22 protein-coding genes and 1 pseudogene are annotated in these 20848 nt (G+C 36.8%); 9 read left to right on the top strand and 14 right to left on the bottom strand.

Going from position 1 to position 20848, the window contains the following annotated elements; all coding sequences use genetic code 11:
• Positions 1-8 precede the first annotated feature (8 nt).
• Both ACYT32_RS01265 and ACYT32_RS01270 read right to left on the bottom strand, forming a co-directional pair.
• The gene (locus tag ACYT32_RS01265) at positions 9-1439 is read right to left on the bottom strand and encodes a PTS transporter subunit EIIC (protein ID WP_395264126.1); all 1431 of its coding nucleotides are present in this window, start codon (positions 1437-1439) and stop codon (positions 9-11) included.
• Positions 1440-1457: 18 nt separating this feature from the next.
• Positions 1458-2357 (bottom strand): alpha/beta hydrolase, encoded by a 900-nt coding sequence (locus ACYT32_RS01270; RefSeq protein WP_395264127.1) that lies wholly within the window; start codon positions 2355-2357, stop codon positions 1458-1460.
• 204 nt (positions 2358-2561) lie between these two features.
• On the opposite strand from ACYT32_RS01270, the gene ACYT32_RS01275 reads away from it, so the two are divergent.
• The 8 genes from ACYT32_RS01275 (at position 2562) to ACYT32_RS01310 (ending at position 7214) form a co-directional block, all read left to right on the top strand.
• The gene (locus ACYT32_RS01275; protein ID WP_395264128.1) at positions 2562-3482 is read left to right on the top strand and encodes an aldo/keto reductase; all 921 of its coding nucleotides are present in this window, start codon (positions 2562-2564) and stop codon (positions 3480-3482) included.
• Positions 3483-3664: 182 nt separating this feature from the next.
• The gene (locus tag ACYT32_RS01280; RefSeq protein WP_395264129.1) at positions 3665-3922 is read left to right on the top strand and encodes a GlsB/YeaQ/YmgE family stress response membrane protein; all 258 of its coding nucleotides are present in this window, start codon (positions 3665-3667) and stop codon (positions 3920-3922) included.
• Between the two features lie 10 nt (positions 3923-3932).
• Positions 3933-4484, top strand: a complete 552-nt coding sequence (gene amaP, locus ACYT32_RS01285) for an alkaline shock response membrane anchor protein AmaP (RefSeq protein WP_395264130.1) — start codon at positions 3933-3935, stop codon at positions 4482-4484.
• A 10-nt stretch (positions 4485-4494) separates the two neighbouring features.
• Positions 4495-4689 (top strand): hypothetical protein, encoded by a 195-nt coding sequence (locus ACYT32_RS01290; protein ID WP_395264131.1) that lies wholly within the window; start codon positions 4495-4497, stop codon positions 4687-4689.
• A 3-nt stretch (positions 4690-4692) separates the two neighbouring features.
• Positions 4693-5109 carry an Asp23/Gls24 family envelope stress response protein gene (locus ACYT32_RS01295; RefSeq protein WP_395264132.1) on the top strand — a complete coding sequence of 139 codons (417 nt, stop codon included), beginning with the start codon at positions 4693-4695 and terminating at the stop codon, positions 5107-5109.
• Positions 5110-5124: 15 nt separating this feature from the next.
• On the top strand, positions 5125-5556 hold the full coding sequence (locus ACYT32_RS01300; protein ID WP_395264133.1) for an Asp23/Gls24 family envelope stress response protein: 432 nt from the start codon (positions 5125-5127) through the stop codon (positions 5554-5556).
• Between the two features lie 87 nt (positions 5557-5643).
• Entirely contained in the window at positions 5644-6504 is an 861-nt protein-coding gene (locus ACYT32_RS01305) for an NFACT RNA binding domain-containing protein (protein WP_395264134.1), read from the top strand.
• Between the two features lie 68 nt (positions 6505-6572).
• Positions 6573-7214: an FMN-dependent NADH-azoreductase gene (locus ACYT32_RS01310; protein ID WP_395264135.1), complete on the top strand. Its 642-nt coding sequence runs from the start codon at positions 6573-6575 to the stop codon at positions 7212-7214.
• Between the two features lie 53 nt (positions 7215-7267).
• On the opposite strand, the gene ACYT32_RS01315 is transcribed toward ACYT32_RS01310, so the two are convergent.
• The 5 genes from ACYT32_RS01315 to kduD all read right to left on the bottom strand — a co-directional run bounded on the left by ACYT32_RS01315 (position 7268) and on the right by kduD (position 12216).
• Complete coding sequence (locus ACYT32_RS01315; RefSeq protein WP_395264136.1) at positions 7268-8287, bottom strand: sugar kinase; 1020 nt, start codon at positions 8285-8287, stop codon at positions 7268-7270.
• A gap of 37 nt (positions 8288-8324) precedes the next feature.
• Positions 8325-8990 carry a bifunctional 2-keto-4-hydroxyglutarate aldolase/2-keto-3-deoxy-6-phosphogluconate aldolase gene (locus ACYT32_RS01320; RefSeq protein WP_395264137.1) on the bottom strand — a complete coding sequence of 222 codons (666 nt, stop codon included), beginning with the start codon at positions 8988-8990 and terminating at the stop codon, positions 8325-8327.
• Positions 8991-9947, bottom strand: coding sequence for a sugar kinase (locus ACYT32_RS01325; protein WP_395264172.1), 957 nt, complete (start codon positions 9945-9947; stop codon positions 8991-8993).
• A 63-nt stretch (positions 9948-10010) separates the two neighbouring features.
• Complete coding sequence (locus tag ACYT32_RS01330) at positions 10011-11348, bottom strand: PTS galactitol transporter subunit IIC (protein ID WP_395264138.1); 1338 nt, start codon at positions 11346-11348, stop codon at positions 10011-10013.
• Between the two features lie 40 nt (positions 11349-11388).
• Positions 11389-12216: a 2-dehydro-3-deoxy-D-gluconate 5-dehydrogenase KduD gene (gene kduD / locus ACYT32_RS01335; protein WP_395264139.1), complete on the bottom strand. Its 828-nt coding sequence runs from the start codon at positions 12214-12216 to the stop codon at positions 11389-11391.
• A gap of 161 nt (positions 12217-12377) precedes the next feature.
• Here kduD and ACYT32_RS01340 point away from each other — a divergent pair, with 161 nt between their 5' ends.
• Entirely contained in the window at positions 12378-13133 is a 756-nt protein-coding gene (locus ACYT32_RS01340; protein WP_395264140.1) for an IclR family transcriptional regulator, read from the top strand.
• A 56-nt stretch (positions 13134-13189) separates the two neighbouring features.
• Here the strand turns inward: ACYT32_RS01340 and ACYT32_RS01345 are convergent, their stop codons facing one another.
• From ACYT32_RS01345 to ACYT32_RS01375, 7 genes and pseudogenes are all read right to left on the bottom strand, one after another.
• On the bottom strand, positions 13190-13627 hold the full coding sequence (locus tag ACYT32_RS01345; RefSeq protein ID WP_395264141.1) for a hypothetical protein: 438 nt from the start codon (positions 13625-13627) through the stop codon (positions 13190-13192).
• 228 nt (positions 13628-13855) lie between these two features.
• Positions 13856-15169: a Sapep family Mn(2+)-dependent dipeptidase gene (locus ACYT32_RS01350; protein ID WP_395264142.1), complete on the bottom strand. Its 1314-nt coding sequence runs from the start codon at positions 15167-15169 to the stop codon at positions 13856-13858.
• Positions 15170-15183: 14 nt separating this feature from the next.
• Positions 15184-16500 (bottom strand): PTS sugar transporter subunit IIC, encoded by a 1317-nt coding sequence (locus ACYT32_RS01355; protein WP_395264143.1) that lies wholly within the window; start codon positions 16498-16500, stop codon positions 15184-15186.
• 15 nt (positions 16501-16515) lie between these two features.
• Positions 16516-17040 (bottom strand): GrdB-related putative oxidoreductase, encoded by a 525-nt coding sequence (locus tag ACYT32_RS01360; RefSeq protein WP_395264144.1) that lies wholly within the window; start codon positions 17038-17040, stop codon positions 16516-16518.
• A 16-nt stretch (positions 17041-17056) separates the two neighbouring features.
• The gene (locus ACYT32_RS01365) at positions 17057-17779 is read right to left on the bottom strand and encodes a GntR family transcriptional regulator, LSA1692 subfamily (RefSeq protein ID WP_395264145.1); all 723 of its coding nucleotides are present in this window, start codon (positions 17777-17779) and stop codon (positions 17057-17059) included.
• Between the two features lie 13 nt (positions 17780-17792).
• A complete protein-coding gene (locus ACYT32_RS01370) occupies positions 17793-18746 on the bottom strand; it encodes a N(4)-(beta-N-acetylglucosaminyl)-L-asparaginase (protein WP_395264146.1) in 954 nt (317 codons plus the stop codon).
• A gap of 346 nt (positions 18747-19092) precedes the next feature.
• Positions 19093-20766, bottom strand: a pseudogene (locus ACYT32_RS01375) (glycoside hydrolase family 13 protein).
• Between the last annotated feature and the right edge of the window lie 82 nt (positions 20767-20848).

The raw sequence follows: 20848 nt of genomic DNA on the forward strand, positions 1-20848 counted from the left end.
ACTTCCCTCTATTCTGGATAAATTTCATTGATTCTATTCTCATCAACCCCAAAGAACCAAGTTACGATAAAGCCGCCTAGATAGGCAATTAATAAGGCTAAGAGATAGGTCAATTGTTGACCTGGTTGCATGATCAATAGTCCGAATAGTCCGGAAACACCTTGTGAAACTGCACCTAGATGGAAAAGTGAAGCAAAGATTCCACCAAAACCAGCACCAATACTTGCGGTCACAAAGGCTCTACCTAATGGTAATGTCACAGCATACATCAAAGGTTCACCAACTCCTAGAATTGCAACCGGAATGGAACTCATAACCATCTTTTTGAAACGTTTATTCTTCGACTTGAAATATAAAGCAAAACCAGCGCCAACTTGGCCACCACCGGCCATCATTAAGATTGGCAACAAGTAGTTGATACCGTGAGTTGGACCTGTTGGATCATTCAAAAGAACATGAATTGGTGTTAAAGCTTGATGCAAACCGACTGAAACTAAGGCCAAGAAGGTTGACGATAGAACAAATCCACCAAAAATACTCAATTTGGTATAAACGAAGTCCATAACAGTGTAAATTGCTGTCGTTAACCAAGCACCAGCTGGTTGCAAAAAGACGACTGCCAGTAAGGAGCCAATAATAACTGTCAACAATGGCGTAAAGAATGTATCCAAAACACTAGGCATGATTTTTCTGATATTTCTTTCCAAAATGGCAAAGAAGATACCCATCAACAAAGCAGTAATCAAACCACCGACACCAACTGTAAATGGTGCATGAGTGAATGGCATCGAGATACCTTGAGAACTCAGTGGTGAATCAGTAATTTTAATTCCCAAACAAAGTGTTCCACCGATACCACCTAGAATGGCACTACCTTTAAATTCTCGTGCAGCATTCATTCCAACAAAGATTGGCAAGAAGGTGAATAGTCCCCAGCCTAAAGTCTTAATAGTCATGTACCACCAATCAGTTGAAAAAGCTGATCCTGTTTGATAATCAATAACGTTAGTTAATCCGTTGATCAACCCAGCTGCAATAATACCAGGCAATAGTGGAATAAAGACGTTAGCAATGTGTTGAAGGCCACGTTGTAATGGTTTATCATGTTTAGCCTTATTCGCTTGTTTATTCTCTTTAGCGATATCTTTAATGTTTTCTTCACCAGTTTCATCATCGGTATCACTACCTAGAGGAACTCCAGTTAGTTCGGCAAATGGTTCAGCTATTTTATTAACTTTACCTGGACCTAAAACGACTTGTAGCGTTTCAGCTTTCACAACTGCTAGGACACCATCAATTCTCTTCAAACCTTCTAGGTCAACTTTTGATTCGTCCTTAATGCCTAATCTAAGTCTCGTCATACAGGCAACATTGGCCGTAACATTGTCTTTCCCGCCGACTTTTTTCAGTATTTCATTGGCAATTTCTTTATTGTTCATCTCTGTCTCTCCCCTCGTCTAAAATTCACCCATCAGCCAGTTATATGCTTTTGGAGTTGCTTTAGTCCAATAATTCCAGTTATGGTTATCGCCACTATCTTTTACATACTTGATTGAGACTTTATTCGTATCTTTTTTTACATCTTTCACAAAATGATTAACGTCTTTAATTGGCACAGTCGTGTCATCTGACGTTGTCTCAATATAAAATTTAACTGGTTTGGTCTGCTTATTGATATATTTAGTTGGAAATAGTCCGTTATAAACCTTGTCTGACCAGTTAGTCTTTCCATCAGTGAATGCATGCATATTTTGTCTGATCAGATTACTCTTAGGTAGTTTGTACCAGACTGATGGTGAAACCATGATAGCTTTTGAAAAGTAATTTGAATATTTCAAAGATAATCTAGCTGCTGCGTATCCACCCATAGACACCCCACCAACTGCATGTTCACTTCTCGATTTCGATACTTTGTATGTTGAATTGATCTTTGGAATCAAATCTTTCATGATGGCACTTTCAACAGGTAGGCCACCTTTTTGATTCACGTAAAAGCTGTTGAATCCATCTACGAAAACAACAATTGCCTTAGTGTTATTACGCTTCATAGCACCATCTAGCATTTGTTGCGAATTGAATCTCTCTAATAAATTACGATGATTTCCGTATAATCCATGCATCATGTAAAGAACTGGATAACGCTTATTAGCCTTTGGATTATAGCCAGCTGGTAAATAAACATCATAGTTCCAATCTAAATGCATTTGTTTCGAATAAAGCGTTGTCGTTGTCACTGTACTGATCGGTGAAACTTTGGCAGCTGCTGCTTGAACGTCATTGGTTGAAAAAGCTGCCATCCCTAACATCCCCACAAAACTAGCGACAATTACTAAAGCTTTCTTTAAATAAGATTTCATACTATTTAGCTCCCCTCTTTTTGTTATCGCTTACAATTAGATGATAATCCTTTCAAATTAAATTTCAATAATTTTAAAGAAAACATTGGAATTCCAAAATATAGTTTCATGAACATACAGATTGTAAGCGTAATCTTTGCGGTTGACTTATCCCAACTCACACTCAATAATTGAATTGACATTTAAATTATTGGAGGCATTTTTATGAAACAACTTTATATCGGTGATACTAGTTGGCAAGCTTCAGCTATTGCTCTTGGCATCATGCGCATGAACAGCTTAACTCCAGAACAAGCGGCTAAAGACTTGGAGGTCGCTTCTGACAGTGGCATTAACTATATCGATTCGGCTGACATTTACGGTGGCGGAGACTCTGAAAAGATCTTCGGTGAGGCTCTTAAACAGAGTAGTTTGACTCGTGATGACTTTTACATTCAATCAAAGGGTGGAATTATCCCTGGTAAAAGTTACGATTTTTCTAAACAACACATTATTGATGCGGTCGATGGTTCTCTAAAGAGAATGGGACTTGATTACTTAGATTCATTCTTGCTCCACCGTCCTGATCCTTTGATGGAGCCCGAAGAAGTCGCGGAAGCCTTTGACGAATTGCAAAGATCTGGTAAGGTTCGTCATTTCGGTGTTTCTAACTTCAATCCTCAACAATACTTATTAGTTCAAGAAGCAGTTGATCAAAGATTGATGTTTAATCAATTACAATTTGGTATCATGCACACAGGTATGATCGATTTCGGTATGCACACCAATATGACAGATACTCGTTCAATTAATCATGATGGTGGAATTATCGAGTTCTCCAGAAGAATGGGCGTTACGATTCAAGCTTGGTCTCCATTCCAATATGGTATGTTTGCCGGTACTTTCATCAACAACGACAAGTTCCCTCAACTGAATACGGAACTGCAAAAACTAGCTGATAAATATAATGCAAGTAAAAATGCGATTGCAGCGGCTTGGATTTTGAGACATCCTGCCAACATCCAAGTTATCATCGGTACAATGAATCCTGAACATATCGCTGATAGTGCCAAGGGTGGCGACATCGAGCTAACAAAACAAGAGTGGTATGACGTTTACTTTGCTGCCGGCAATGATTTACCTTAAAAAAATTTTGAACCTAGCAACCCCCTTGTGGTTACTGGGTTCTTTTTATTTTGCATAACATTCTTCATATGAACTTAATTAGTTATTTCTTGCACAAGATTTCGGAACTAGATATATTGGAATCATAAATAAAGAGATTAATTGTATAAAATAATTAATCTTTAAAGAAAGGGATGTTAATTATGTTACACGCAATATGGGTACTTATCATCGGAGGAGTTATCGGCGCAGTCGCAAGTATGATCGTCAATCGTAATATGCCTATGGGGTGGGTAGGCAATATCATTGGTGGTTTACTAGGTGCTTGGCTTGGTGAAAGCCTCTTAGGAACTTGGGGACCAGATGTTGCCGGGATGGCAATTTTCCCAGCAATAGTTGGCTCTCTAATCGTAGTTCTACTAATTTCATGGGCTCTAAATAGCTTCAAACGTGCTTCTTAAGGTGTAGCCTATGAGAAAACCTGTTCGAATATTCTTAATAATCGCCGCATTATTAGGAATCATCCAAACACTTTGGTTCATAACCATCACCTACCCGCTTCCACCAGTCACTAGAATTATTAAACAACTACCAGTACTTAATTGGCCGTTTCATTACCTAGCACTTTTCTTGGCAATTATCTCTGGAATAACTTTCCTAGCAATTCTAGTGTATGGTTTGTTCGCTAGTTCTTCACATAGTGACTTAAGTTTTCAATCTAACAAGGGAAAATTAAATATTTCTCGCAGTTCAATCGAAAAACTTTTGAAAAACCATCTGAAGGAAAATTTATCCTTGCATAATGTCGATGTAAAAGTAAAATTGCTTGGCAGAAGACGTGCCGCCAAAACTACAATCTCAGCGACGAGCGATCAACGCATGAACCTGACTGAACAAGGAGCTCAAATTAAACAACTGGTAATGAATCAGTTGCACAATGACTTGGGAATCCCCGTTAAAAAAGTAATTGTTAATTTGGACCCACACGTTCAAGGTGACGGCAACGCTCCTCGCGTAGTCTGAGGTGCAGCTTATGAAAAGAAGAATTATCGGCTTTCTGATTGGCAGCTCAATTGTTCTTCTCTGGATCACCTTAGGTTTCTTTAACCTAATCCTGATTATTTTGGCAGGTCTAGTGGGATATTTAGTCGCTGCTTTAACTGGAAAAGCCGAAGAAAAAACTGACTTAAGAATGAAATTGATCAAATTTCTACAGCTAAAGGAGTAAATTATGACAGACCAACAGTTAAACAATGATTTAGTTAAAAACAGTAAGTTAACTTTTGACGAAGACGTTATTGCAAAAATTGCTGGTATGGCCATACGTGACATTGAGGGAATCCTATCGCTTAACGGAAATCTTTTTGACAGTATTGCCGATCGCCTTCGCAGTAAAGAAGACATTACTAAAGGAATCAACGTCGATGTCGGTGAAAAACAAGCCGCAATTAATGTCGAAATAATCCTTGAATATGGTAAAAATGCTCATGATGTCTTTAGAAACATTCTCAATGCCGTCGACTCAGCCGTTACAGGTATGACTGGCTTAAAAGTTGTTGAGACAAATGTCTATGTCAAAGATGTTATGACTAAAAAAGAATGGCAAAAGCAAAATAAGCAAGATAAAAGTAATGAAAGAGTAAATTAAAGCGAGGTTAACAAAATGCCAAATCAAAATAATAATCCTAGTAACAACCAAAATAATAATCAACCCAAAATCGAAAAAGAGTTAAACTTCTCTGATAAAGTTTTAGAAAAAATCGCTAACCATACCGCTAAAACTATCGACGGAGTTTTATCATTATCTGGTGGTGCTATCAGTGACTTCACTGACAGATTTATCGACAATCCAACTAAAGGTGTGAACGTGGATACCGATGATGACAAGGTTTCCTTTGAATTAAAAGCTGTCTTGGAATATGGCAAGTCAGCTCCTCAGATCTTTGATCGGATCGTCAATACCATCAATCATTCAGTTAAGGAAATGACTGGAAAAGACGTCGATAAGGTTTCATTAGAAGTTAATGACGTTATGACAATGAGCGAATGGAAAGATCAAAACAAGTCTAAGAAAGATAAAAACAACGATAAATAATCACCTACACCAAGGGTCTTAGTCAAAAACTAAGACCTTTTTTTGATGCTATAATACTGTTATAACGTTATGAATTGAGGCTACAAAATGTCAACTGAACCAGCAATAAAAGTTACCGATGAAGTCATTACAGCAATGAAATGGCAAATCGACCATACTCAAAAACAAATTTCATCCCTAGAAAAAGCTAGCAAGCGTTTGGGTGATACTGAAATCCTCTTAGTGAAGGGAACTTTACTACAAACCTACTCTAAACAAATTGACCTAACCAAAGGGTTCGTCATCTTGCCAGACTATCGCCAAGAGGGACAAGAAGTCACAATTTATTTTGATCCTAAAAAATCGATCATGGCTAATGCCGAAGAATATTTCCATCAATATCATCGTGACAAACGGGGGCTTGAGACCATTTACGGCAACCTCCAACAGGCAAAATCAAATCTGGAGAAACAACTGCAACGACAGAAAAATTTTGATCCTACTGATGAAAAACAAGCTGCTATCATCAAACAACAATTGATTGCCGAAGACGCCATAAAAACTCATGTGCTTCATTCGTCTAAACCCCAAACACCAGCACACCCAAGACACTTTTTTACTAGTGATCACGTCTTAGTTGAAGTCGGCAAAAACAGTCTCCAAAACGACCACCTCACCCTGACAGCTAAAAAAGATTACTATTGGATGCACGTTTCTGAATTAGCTGGTTCGCATGTCGTTATTCACAGCACTAATCCCAGCGAACAAACCTTACTGGAAGCTGCTAGTTTAGCCGCTTACTACAGCAAAGGCCGGGGATTGAAGCAAGTCGCCGTAGACGTCTTAAAAGTTCGCCAATTGCATAAACCTAAAGGTGCCAAACCAGGACTGGTTTTATTTACTGGTAAAGCCAGAACTTTGACTGTCTACCCAGATGGCGATATGGCACAAAGACTCGCTGAAAAGTAATATATATATCTTTTGAAAGCTTTGATAATTGACTATAATTGTAGTTAAACAAAAAAGAGGTCTTTAATATGTCAAAAGTACTAGTTATTTATGCACACCCAGAGTCTGCCAAACAATCATCAAGCTATCAATTGTATCAACATTTTCTGACCGCCTATACTGCCAAGAACCCAGAAGATGAAATTATTGTTCATAATGTTTCTGAATTTATGCCATTTCCTTTGAATAAGCTATCTCTTTCCATCTTCAATAAGCACTTTACCAAAGAAGCCTTAACCAATGATGAAAAAGAGTTCAACGACGCTCGTCAAGAATGGGTCAATGAATTCATAAATGCTGATAAATATGTTTTTGTAAATCCAATGTACAATCTTTTTATGCCGGCTGAAATGAAGAGTTACATTGATGTTATTATGCAAGCTGGTCAAACTTTCCACTACAACGCTGATGGTTCAACCACTGGTGATCTGCACAACAAAAAAGCCATCCATCTTCAAGCTAATGGTGGCAACTACCATAACGAGTTAACCCCTAAAGATAGTCCCATCGACGATCTGGCTGACAAATATCTCAAGATGATTTTAAATATGATCGGCGTTACTGACTATTCAGCTGTTTTCGCCGAGGGTATGGACAAGGATCCAATGCATGCGAATGAGATTCTTGCTGCCGCCTTTGATCAAGCTAAATTAGCTGGTGAAAAGTTTTAATTCAAAAAAGTCTCTTAACTAATCTAATTAGGGTTAGTTAAGAGACTTTTTTATTAACGACTCATTGCGGAAATCTTAGTCATATTATTCAAGATTTCTCTCTCATTCACTAGATTCAAATCGCCTGAAATCGTTAGTTTTAATACGCTAGCTGAAATAGCATAATCGATCAATTTTTGGTTATCGAATTCATGAATTAGACCATGTACTAGACCTGCTCCAAATGCATCGCCACTGGCAACTCCTTCATACACGTGCATATTATAGATTGGACTTTCGTACATTTGACCATCTTTCAATAACAATGCTGTCCACTTACTATCTTCAACTGAATTAATATTTCTCAAAATACTGGCTACGATACTACAATTGGGATACTTTCTAACAACTTCTTGCATACCATCTTTAAAACTATTGCTCTGATCGATACCATGTTCCATATCACCATCAAAAGCCTTGATACCCAAGCTATTTTCAAAATCTTCATCGTTGGCTAAACATACATCAACATATGGCATTATTTGACTAGAAAATTGTTGTGCTTCACCAGAGCTCCACATTTTACCTCGATAATTAGTATCAAAAATAACCTTAATTCCATTTTGATGACAATATTGACATGCAATAAGTAACGTTTCTCTCATTTGATCAGAAATGGCAGCTGTAATGCCAGAAAAGTAAAAGTAGCTCATTCCGGATAAAAGACTATCCCAATCATATTCATCAGCTTTGGAATCAGCAAACGAACTCGCTTTTCGGTCATAAACAACATTAGTACTTCTTACACTAGCGCCTTTTTCAAAGAAATAAATTCCTAAACGATTACCTCCATATAAAATCTTGCTCGTGTTCACTCCATACTTATTCAGGGTATCGACCGCTGAAGTACCTAGTAAATTTTGAGGAAGTTTAGTCACATAACTGGCTTGGTCACCTTGTAAAAGCAATGATACAGCGACATTAGCTTCTGAACCACCATAAGCAGCTTCGAATTCATCGGACTGAACGATTCGTTTGCACCCAGCTGGTTTCAAACGAAGCATCATTTCTCCGAAAGTTAAAACCTTTTCCATAATATTCTCCAATCCACAATAACGATCAAGTCTGCTTTTAGACTAAAAGTTCCTTATCATTTATTTTTTCAAATTCATTGTGGAATGCCTCTGCATTATTTTTAACTTGTTCGTAATTGTCGTCTTTTCCTGGTCCAACAAGGCTACCACCAACGCCAACTACAAATGATCCACTAGCAAACCATTCCTTCATGTTGTCTAATGAAACCCCACCACTAGGCATGATATTGATATTAGGGAATGGTCCTTGTACTTCTTTGATAATTCCTTTTCCGGCAATTGAACCTGGAAATACTTTGATCAAATCTGCCCCATAAGTTAATGCTTGTTGAATCTCAGTCGGTGTAAAGCACCCAGGTACATAAGGAACATTATATAAATTACATACTTTGGCAGTTTCAGCATTAAATGAAGGACTGACGATGAACCTTGCCCCTGCAATAATTGCAATTCTTGCAGTTGGCGCATCTAAAACGGTTCCTGCACCAACGACCACGGCTTCATTAGCAATATATTCATCACTCAAACGTTTAATAGTTACGTCTGCATTTGGAGAAGTAAAGGCCAATTCAATTGCTGTAACTCCACCATCTATGCAGGCTTTTGAAATTTTATATGAGTTTTCTTCGTTGTAACCTCTAACTACAGCAACGACCCCATTTTCTTGAATTTTTTTCAATGAATCGAATTTTAATAATGTCATTTATTCCTCAACCCCATTTTCTAAGTAATAATTGTCTAATTCATTTCGCATAGGATAGCCATCGTTATCTCCATGCGTCCTGACTTGTAACGAACCAATTGCATTGCCTCGCTTAGCCGCCTGATCATAGGATTTATTCTCAAGTAAAGCCGTTATAACGCCGAGTGCATAACCATCACCAGCACCGACAGTGTCAACAACCTCTTTAACCTTAAATCCTGATATCATTGCGCTATGTCCATCTTTGGTCTTAACATAAGATCCTTTTGCACCTGTTTTTACGAAAACTGCCTTAGCTCGACCTTGTAAATAAAAGTCAGCAATCTTTTCTGGATCATCGTATCCGGTTAAAATCTTTCCCTCATTTTGACCCGGAAGTACGATATCAGCGTAACTAGCTATTTTATTGATCGTTTTTACCATCGTTTCCTTATCAGTCCACAAGGCTGGACGTAAATTAGGATCAAAAGTTAAGGTAATATTACTTTTATTGGCCTTTTGTGCTAGTAAAATGCTTGTACCTAAAGCATCAGAAGAACTAGCGGGAAAGATGCCGGTCAAATGAATTATTTTAGTATCGCTATAGTCAATTTTTTCAATAATATTTTGATCAATATGTGAAGCTGCCGATCCTTTTCTAAAATTAAAGACAAATGGATCGCCCTGACTTACTAATTGTTTCATTTGATAACCTGTATAGAATTCCTTGCTAGTCATCAAGTAGTCAGTATTAATTTTACGTTTATTCAATTCATTTCTGATAAAGTCTCCCTGGGGATCATCACCAACTTGACCAATATAATCAACTGAATGGTTTAGGCGACGAGTGCCCACAGCTACATTCAACTCTGCTCCACCGATAACCTTATTAAAGTTCACCGAATCTTGAATTGTACTGTCAGGATCAGTTGAACACAGAACCACTAGAGGTTCACCAATGGTAAGTAGTTCACTCATCATATCACCTCTTCCAAATGAAAAATCTCCCTGAAGATTTTGACCCCAAGGAGACTCCATTAATTACATACCTTTTTTGATTTCTTTTCTGTTCCAGAACATTAAACCAGCAACGATAACTGCTAGTACAATGGCACCAATAATAGGTAGATTTGCAGTGGCTTCATATACAATCCAGGCTAATGGACTGGCTGCAAAGTCAATACTTGCAACTGATGAAGTACCTGCAGGAATCAAACTTGGTTGAACTGCTTTTACAGCGAAAGTGAAGATTTTTGCAATCGCTGTTGCTGAAAGAACACCAAAGATCAAACTAAAAATACCTGTTAATAATGTCTTAAGAACATTTCCTTTAGTATATGGAAGTACTAATGGGAATATATAAATCAAACCAGACAAACTAGCTAATGGTAAGAATTCATTTCCAGGAATAACAACTGACAAGAATAAAATAATTGGAATCAATAGTAGACTTGCTACCAAAGTAACAGGATGACCAATTACTAGAGCAGGAGTCATACCAATATTGAACTCTCTACCTTTAAATTTATTTTTAATGATTTCTTGTGTACGTTTGGAAATTGGTGAAAGTCCTTCAATAAATAATCCTGTAATTCTGGGAATCAAAACCATGACAGCGGCAAGAATAACACCTAATTGAAGAATCTTAGCAACTGGATAATGAGCAAGTGCACCAATCAACATACCAATGATTACACCCAAGACAATTGGATCACCTAAAACACCGAACTTTTCTTTCATTTTATCGGCATCGATATCAACCTTGTTGAGGCCAGGAATACGATCAACAATCCAATTTGTTACTATTGCGAAAGGAATAAAACCTACACAGAATGCTTGTGGAATTGAGATCCCGGTTAGATCCTTACCATAAAAACTCTCGACTTTCTTTTGAGATCTGTCCGCACCAATCAATGTGATGATAATGGTAATGATTGCTGCGAATAGTCCCCACCAAAAGTTCTTTGTAGCAAAGTAAACAATTGAACCAATAAAGGCAAAATGCCAGTAATTCCAAAGGTCAATATTTAATGTTTTAGTCGTTCCAATGACTAACATTAAAACATTAACTAATAGTCCCAATGGAATAATAATCGCACCAACTGACGTACCAAATGCTACTTGTGAAGCGGCTGGCCAACCAATATCAAGTGTATATAAATGTAAATGATAAGTTTTGACCATGGCATTAACAGCGGGACCGATATTATCTGACAACAACTGAGTAACAACGCTCAGTCCGACGAAACCAACACCAACTTTAAGTCCAGATACTAATGATTTACCCCAGCCCATTCCGATAAGTAAACCAAGAATCAGGAATATGATAGGCATCATTACACTAGCACCCAACGACATAATGTAATTTATGACAGCCATGAGTAACCCCCCAGAGATTATTTTTGTTTAAATACCAAAATTAACGAACTAAATATCCACCATCAACAGGAACAATAGCTCCATTGATATATGAAGCAGCGTCACTTGCTAAGAATACGGCTGGTCCCATCAATTCATAAGGTTCTGCCCAGTGACCTGCAGGAATTCTGCCAAGGATTTCATCATTACGTGACTTATCAGCACGAATTGGTGCAGTGTTCTCAGTCTTAATATATCCGGGAGCAATAGCATTAACTGTCACATTATAAGCACCCATTTCTGAAGCAAAGGCTTTAGTTAATCCAGCAACACCGTGTTTTGAAGCTGTGTATGAAGGAATGAATTTACCGCCTTGGAATGAGAGCATTGAACCAATATTAATAATTCTTCCGGATTTTTGTTCTGCATATACTTTAGAAACTTCTAATGATAAGTAATAAACAGCATTCAAATTAATATTAATTACACGATCCCAGTCTTCATCTTTAGATTCTAGGATTGGATTACGTTTAATCATTCCGGCATTATTTACCAAGATATCAATGTGTCCAAACTTATCAATTGCAGTCTCAATGACTTTCTTGGCAGCACCGGGAGCTGTTAGATCCAAATCCATAAATTCAACTTTTTGACCCATACTTTCGATCAATTCTCTAGTATTGTCCCATTCCTTCTTGCCGAAAGTTGGAATAAAAATATCCGCACCAGCACGAGCCATGGCAATCGCATAACCTTGTCCTAAACCAGTATTACCACCGGTGATAATAGCAACTTTGCCTTTAAGACTAAACTTATCCATCCCAAAGTTGTTTTTTAATTCTTCCTCATGTTGACGAATTTCTTCTGCACTTTCATGAATTTCTGACATTGAAAAACCCTCCTGTTTATATTTCCTATTAGGAAATGACATTTCTTATTTACAAGAAGAGTTTATACCTTGTTTTTATTTTTTGCAAGCCCTTTCACAAAAATATATAATTCCTATATGCTTGAATTACGGGTATAATTAAAAGAAAAAGAGGTGTTCCAATGTCTGATCAACATTTATACGGCGCCGTTTTACTGAAGGCTAAGGAAATATTAGATTTTATTTCAGACTCTAAAGCAGCCCCAGGTTTAAAAGAAATAAGTGCCCATATTGATACTTCTAAATCAACTGTCCTTAAAATCCTACAAACACTGGAATATTGCGGATTTGTAAAATCCTATGGTGCTACAAAACAATATTATTTAGGAACTGTATTTCTTAAATATGGCGATCAAGCTTCACAGAGTTTCGATTTGGATAAAATAGCAATGCCGTTTCTTAATAAGCTACGAGACCAAACTACTGAGGCAGTCAATCTAGGAATAATTGAAAACGATAAAATCGTTTTGTTAGATAGAGCCAAAAGTACTAACAGTATCCATTTTGATTTAGAGCTTGGGGGAGCAATGGATATGTATTCATCTGCTATGGGTAAGGCCGTTTTGCCTTATTATTCTGATAAAAAAATTGAAGAATATTTGGATAAAACTGCTCTGGTAAAGAAAACAGATAATACTATCGTCACTCGTCAGGGCTTGTTAGATAATATTGCCCAGGCAAAAACTAACGGTTACGCCATTGATGATATTGAAAACCAGGAAGGTGTCTATTGCATCGGTTTTCCATTAGTGAAAAATAATCAGATTTTTGGTGGATTTAGTATTAGTGCTCCGGTATTCCGGCTCACTGATGAAAAGAAAAATAAGTGGATCCAATATGGTTTAGATACAAAAGAAAAAATTGTTGAACAATTCTAAAAAAAGTGATGCTGCATATTTATAAATATGCAGCATCACTTTTTTAATAGATCTATTTAAATCCATGTACTATCGGTCACATGAATCATTTTATTCTTTGAACTTTTATAATAGGAGTCATTGAACCATTTAGATTTATTGCCAATTTCAATCACCTTTCCCTTAGGTAATCTTTTAGACGTTTTCTCCCCGTTGAGCTTATATACAACTGTTCTTGGATTAGTTATTTTTAGTTTAAAATCATTTGGAATATTGGTACTAACCATATTTGAATCAGGTCTACCAATTTTTGTTATTACCTTAACGTCACTAGCTTTCACCAAGTGATTCTTAGAAATACGATAATAAAAATCTCTCGAACTTAACCTTTTCTTATTACGCAAGGTGGCCGCTTGGACATTATCATAATTATTGCTGAAAATTAAAGCATTAGCTAAACTAATACCAAATAAAAAGATTAAAGCATACAAGATGCCTTTCCTGAATAGTTTCATCTTTATTCTCCCTTTGAATCAAACACAAATAATTATACTTATGAAATTTCAGGAAAACAAATATTTGATTTTCAGAAACAAACTATTAATTTTTAACTTATCAAGACAAAGCTAAACGGAAAGTCACCGGCAAAATACCGAGAATTTTCCGTTCTAAAAGCAGCATAATTAAAAATTCAAACTTAAGGACTAAGATCAGCTAGTCAAAATACAGTAAACTTTACTTTTTTAAGTCAACTCCGACAATAAACAATCGTAATAAATTTGCATAATCATTTGCCAATCACTATATTTCATCCATTCATCCCCTTTATGGGCTATGCCTTTCTGCCCAGGAAATGACGGACCAAAAGCCACTATATTTGGCATCTTTCTAGCGTATGTTGCTCCCGTGGTTGTAACTGGAGTTCCATCTAATCCAGTATCTGCTTCGTATATCTTTGAAAACTTTTGCATAAAGGGTAAATCCTTATCCTTAACGACAGATGGAAAACTGCGATTAATCATTAAATTCATGTCCGGCATTAGACGACTACGTATTTGATTCAACACTGTCGTTTCCGTAAAAGTAACCGGATATCGCAATGAAAAACTTATTTCTAAAGAATCATCAACTATATTAATTTCATATAAAGACAATTGTAAATCACCCGAATCGTCATCATGATAGTCTATTCCTAACCCCTGACCATTTGTTTGGTGACCGAAACTTTGATTGATCCAATCAAACACTTGTCCAATTTGTCCGTCTAAACTAGTGCAGCTTTCAACTAATTTAGGTAAGACATTATCTGCCAAATCAGGCGCATTGCTTGGTGCCTTTTTACCGTGGAATTCTAATTTATTTCCTAAAATTGTGACACTAGCATAGTCGGGCAAAAAGCTTCGATCAAATACACCACTTAGGTCATCAATTTGTTTTAGCGAACCATCTTTAATACTTTGACTGATCGTTAAATCTAAAATTCCACGTTCACCATAAACGATAGGAAATTTACAGTCTGGTGTGAATCCACCATAAGGAGGTTTCTCAACTTTCAAGAATTTAGAAATATCGCGACTACCCATTTCCTCATCCGTTCCAAACATGATACGAACTCTTTTTTTCAAAGGTATATTTTGCTTTTTGATTAAATATAAAGCTAACAAAGCAGCCATTAATGGACCTTTATTATCTAAAACGCCACGCCCATACATATAACCATCTTTAATGGATAAATCAAATGGCGGATAATTCCAGTCATCAACTACATCGACAACATCAGCATGTCCTAAAACTCCAAAATAATCATTTGCGACAGTCGCTTCAGGCCCGTATTCAGCCCATCCAACACAGTCGGCTACCTGCCCTGTTCGAAATCCTAATTTTTCTGACAGTTCCAAAAGATATTCTAAAGCTCGTTTAGGTCCAATTCCAAAGGGAGCTTGATAGGTTTTTTCTCCATTAACACTGGGGATTCTTATTAACTGACGTAAATCATCCAAAAATTCTTGTTCTGACTGATCAAACATTTCTTGAAAATCAGGCCTTATTTTTTTCAATCCTCTCATCCCTTCTAAATATTGCTAAAATCAATATCGACATCATTCATTTCTTCAGCTGCAGCTTCTTCATCCAGATATTGTTTATCTAGCATCCTTACAAATGGATAGTAAATTATAACGCCTAGAACTAACTCAAATAACTGTAAAACTGATGCTAGCCAACTACCTGTCGAGAGCCATCCAGATATCAATGGTGGAGTTGTCCATGGCAACATGACCCCATTTGTATATGGTATCCAGTGAAGACTGAACACAATACCAGAAATAAGAGTATTTAAAACAGGCACAATAATAAATGGTATAGCAATAATTGGATTCAAAACGACTGGCAATCCAAAGATAATAGGTTCATTAATTCCAAAAATTCCCGGAACAATGGCCAATTTACCTAATTCTTTAATCCGTTTCGACTTACATACGAATAACATTACAATCAATAGCGAAAGCGTACTACCACCGCCACCATATGTTGTGAAAATATCAATAAATTGTTGTGTATAAATGTGAGGCAACTTGGCACCACTTTGAAAGGCTTTTAAATTATCTTGTGTTAAGACAAAGAAAATTGGTGACCAAACACTATTTGTAATAGTTGGCCCATTAATACCAAAGCACCATAACAATGATGCCAAGAAATTATATAGAAGTACTGATGGTAATGAATTACCTACATTCTTCAATGGTGCTTGTAACATGGTATAAATGAAATTATAAGCTGTTCCAAAGTCAGTTAAACTAAATAAAATTCTGATTAAAAAGAAGAATAAGATTACAAAACCACTTGGTAATAATGCATCAAAAGATTCACTAACAGCAGGAGGAACTCCATCAGGCATTTTAATAGTCCAATTACGTTTGATTGCAAAACGATAAAGTTCAACACTGACTAAAGCCGTGAACAATCCCAAGAAAATACCATTAGGTCCTAAATAAATTGTTTGAACTGCACCTAATGTTTTCTTACCAACTTCAACTGTAGTTGGTGTCATTATCAAGAACGAAACAATTGCAACTGCACTGGCATGAACTGCTTTCAGTCCACGATTTTTACCATATGCATAAGAGATACCAAAACAAGCCAATAAACCTGTAAAACTAAAAACTGAATCAGATACGGCACTAAACCATTCCGACCATTTTGGCCCTAAGACGCCACTCCAAAAATCAGCCCAGCCAGGAATTGGAAAATTACCAATTAGCAGGAAAATTGATGTAACGATAATTAATGGCGTAATAATTAAAAATCCATCCCGAAGTGAGCGTAGAACCACATTATTGGCGAGCTTGGTCGCCACTGGCATTAATACTTGCTCAAATTTTTTTTGCACAGAAATCATTCCCTTCTAAAAACAATAATCATTTACAAAATCCGTTATATCCTCTTTCTTAACTTTCATTTCACACAATTCAATGCCCCGATCAATTGAATCCGCTAATCCAGTTCCTCCTTTCTTAGGCATGTGAATAATATTTAACTTATCTTTAAACTCGGCAATCGTATCCGCATTTTTCTCTTCTGCAATCATGGCGACAACAGGGATATCTGAATCATTTTGGACTGCTAAACCAACACTGCAAGCCATTTTAGAAAAATCCGTATAATCATATGCCGGACCGACAAGTAACACATCTGGTTGCATTTTTTTACACATTCTAGTGATCTTTCCGTTCACTTCATCTCGATTCTTCTCGTAGTATTCAGTTCCGCAAAAGAATGTTGCCATGACCTCAGAATCTTTTTTCTTTAAATTCTTATCAATCGTGTCTGCGGCTCCCATTGGCAATTTTTTCCCACCAAGTTCAGTATCCGCCTTCTCTTTGCCACCTAAACCAGATTGAATTTGATCTAAGAAGACTATTACTTTCATACTATTAACCTCCAAATCAATGTTTTCTATACAGGATATTATGGAAAGTATACTTATCAGCTCGATAATAAGATTCATCATAAAGAATGGGATAACCTTCAACCGAATATGAAGTTGTTTGAGCAAAAAATGCCTGGCTATTTACAGGAACGTGTAACATCTTACTAATATTTTCGTCTAATAGTACTGCCTCTAACTCTTGTGATCCGTACGATATGGTGATATTTTTTTCAATCATCTTAAATAAAGAACCAAGTGCATTTTTTTCATTTAATTCGGGTAAAAATTTCTTTTGAATATAAATCATTTCATGAGTCATTGGTTCCTTATCAATAAGACGTACGCGTTCTACTTCCCAAAGTTCCGACGTCTGATCAAGCATTAATTGTTTGACTACTTGCTCAGAAATATTAGAGATATCTGAAACGCTAGCAAGTTTGACGAGAATAGTTTCAGCTTTTAACTGCCTACTTTCAGCAGCTTCGGTAAAACTCACCAGACCTTGTGATCCACTTGAGATCTTTAGCGCAGGTGATAAAACAAAAGTCCCACGGTTACGATCCTTTACCACTACATGTCTTTTTTCCAACGTCTCTATAGCCTTACGAATGGTCAAACGTGTAGTACTAAATTGAAATGCCAATTCATTCTCTGATGGTAATTTTTGATGGACTCCATATTCGCCATTATCAATCTTTTTTTCTAAATCTTTAGCAATTTGACTGTATAAATACTCCATGAATAAAACTCCTCTAATCTATTGGTGCCTTAATTCTCTTTTCATATGCATCCAACCAATCCTGCGTTATTGGTTCAATTTTAGTTTTTTGGTTATCCACTGGGTGAGCTATATAAATTTTTGCGTCATCATCTTGTGTACCAACGGCAAAGGTAAACTCAACATTTGTCGCTACTCCCCACTCTCCTGCTTTGTTCAAAGCTACCAGTGAGAATTCTCCTGCTTTGCCATAACGCTTCTTTAATTTTTCAACAAAAGGATAGACTGCTTTATCACAAGCCTCTTGAGGACTAATCCCTGCCCCCATTAACCGCACAATCTCATAACATAGGCACCCTTTCATGATATCTTCACCTAGTCCAGTTGCTGCAGCACCTCCAATCTCGCTATCTGCATAAAATCCATCACCAACTAGTGCAGAATCTCCAGTTCTTCCGGGCTTCTTCATGAAAAGTCCTGAAGTTGAAGTTCCCACATTTATTGATCCTTTTTTATCTAGGCTAACCATGCCAACCGTATCATGTCCGTCATAGGGAGAAAGATTCTTTTCAGCGATTTCTTTTTTTCGCTTTTCCCATATCTTTTTGGCCCTATCTGTTAGCATATTCTTTCTTTCAAAGCCATTTTGAGTAGCGTACTGAGTGGCACCATCGCCTACCATTACGCTGTTAAAATGTTCATGACTGAGACTTCTAGCAACCGAAATGGGGTTTTTAACATCACTGATACCCATGACTGCCCCCACCTCAAATGTGTCACCATTCATAAAAGCGGAATCCATTTCTACAAAACCATTAGCGTTTGGTAAACCACCATATCCTACTGATTTAAAAAAAGGATAATTCTCTACTTCTTGAATGGCAGTTTCAACGGCATCGCCAGCATTACTATCATTTTTAAGTAAATTCAATCCTTTACACAAACCTTCATATGCCATTCTCCAAGTACCAATCATTGCATAAGTCATTTCTCTCCTCCTTTTGTATACGTTTTCAAAAAGTAGTATAGTCAGGATTGTATATATAATCAATACCTTTTTATTGCCAATGGCCGATAATAAGGTTAAGTAAATCAACTAAATACCCTCGATAAGCGACGAACTGCACCTCATAAAATTTGAGGTAATCTGCAAACTTTGACTGGGCTAAATTAGATGGTGAAAAATTTTAATTCGGTCAAAAAAATAGAAGAGTCCATTGTGGATTCTTCTATTTTTTCTTATCGTATGTGTACATGCACATATCATCGAACTTATTTCATTGTGTTCAATAATCAAAAGCTGAGCCCTTGATTTCATAACTTGTATATTATAGCTATTTGAATAAATAGATCTTACTTTCATATGGACGCAGCTCCATATTTAAATCATCATTATAGTTTCCAAGCAATAATTTACCTTTAGCCTGACCATAGTCCCTTGTAAGCATTTCTTTAGTGAAATTACTAATTACCAACAATGTTTCTCCGTTATAACGGCGCTTGTAAGCAAATACTTGTTCATCCTCGGGATCTAACAATTAATAATCTCCATAGACAATCAAATCGCTATTATGACGTAGATCAATCAATTTCTTATAGTAACTGAAGACGGACTCGCCATCTTCAATTTGATCCCTTGCATTTATCTCCGGATAATTAGGATTCAATTCAAACCATGGTTTAGTACTTGAGAATCCTGAATTCTTATTTTCATCCCATTGCATAGGTGTTCTAGCATTGTCACGCGACCGGGCGGATAAATATTTCAACATCGAATCTTTATCAATGATTTTCTCTTCATCCACAAATTCGTGATAAGCATTGATAGATTCCAAATCTTCATATTGAGAAAGCTTTGTGTAGTGAACATTAGTCATTCCCAACTCTTCACCTTCATAAACATAAGGTGTTCCTTGCATCATGTGCAAAGTTGTACCTAGCATTTCAGCTGCTTTAACTCGGTACTTAGGGTCATCCGTCGCAAAACGAGAAACCGCACGTGGCTGATCATGATTATTCCAATACAGACTGTTCCAGCCTTTTTTGTTGAGTTCGGTTTCCCATTTACTCAATGATTTCTTTAGCTCAACTAGTTTAACTGGTGCATCATACCATTTTCCTAATCGTTGATCTGGATTACCTGAAAGTCCCACATGATCAAATTGAAAGACCATATTCAATTCATTTGAATCAAGTCCTGTATATTTTATAGCATCTTCGGGCGTTGAATCAGGCATTTCTCCAACAGTCATAACGTCATATTTAGATAAGACTTTTTGGTTCATTTCTTGTAAAAATTCATTCAAACGCGGACCATCTGCGACAATTTTGCCAACGTTGGCATAGCGCTCATTTGGTTCTTTGTGCCCATCAGGCAAGCCAGCAGGTTTAGAAATCAGATTGATAACATCCATTCTAAAACCATCAACACCTTTATCAAGCCAAAAGCGCATAATATTCCACACTTCATCACGAACTTTAGGGTTTTCCCAGTTTAAATCTGGTTGACCATCAGCAAAGAGATGCAAGTAATACTGACCAGTTGTCTCATCAAATTTCCAAGCTGGTCCATTGAAATATGAACCCCAATTATTTGGTTCATGCCCGTCAACTGGGTCACGCCAAACATAATAGTCACGATATGGATTATCTTTAGATTTTCTACTCTCTTGGAACCATTTATTTTGGTCGGAAGTATGATTTACCACCAAATCCATCATAATCTTGAGACCTAATGTATGAGCTCTTTGTAACATTGTCTCAAAGTCAGCCATTGTTCCATAAGCCGGCTGAATACTGCGATAATCACTAATATCATAGCCGTTGTCTTTATCTGGTGACTTGTAAATTGGATTTAACCAAATAACGTCAGCTCCTAGGTCTTTGATATAAGCTAAACGACTGGTCAATCCTGGCAAATCACCAATCCCATCACCATTGCTATCTTGATAACTTCTTGGATAAACTTGATAAACTACTGATTTTTTCCACCAATCACTGTATGCCATTATTAGATCTCCCTTTTAATCATTACATCCATTTTAGGTGGACTAATTATTTTTGGCAACGGTTACACCAATTCTGTTATCG

The sequence above is a fragment of the Companilactobacillus sp. FL22-3 genome, assembly GCF_054881455.1.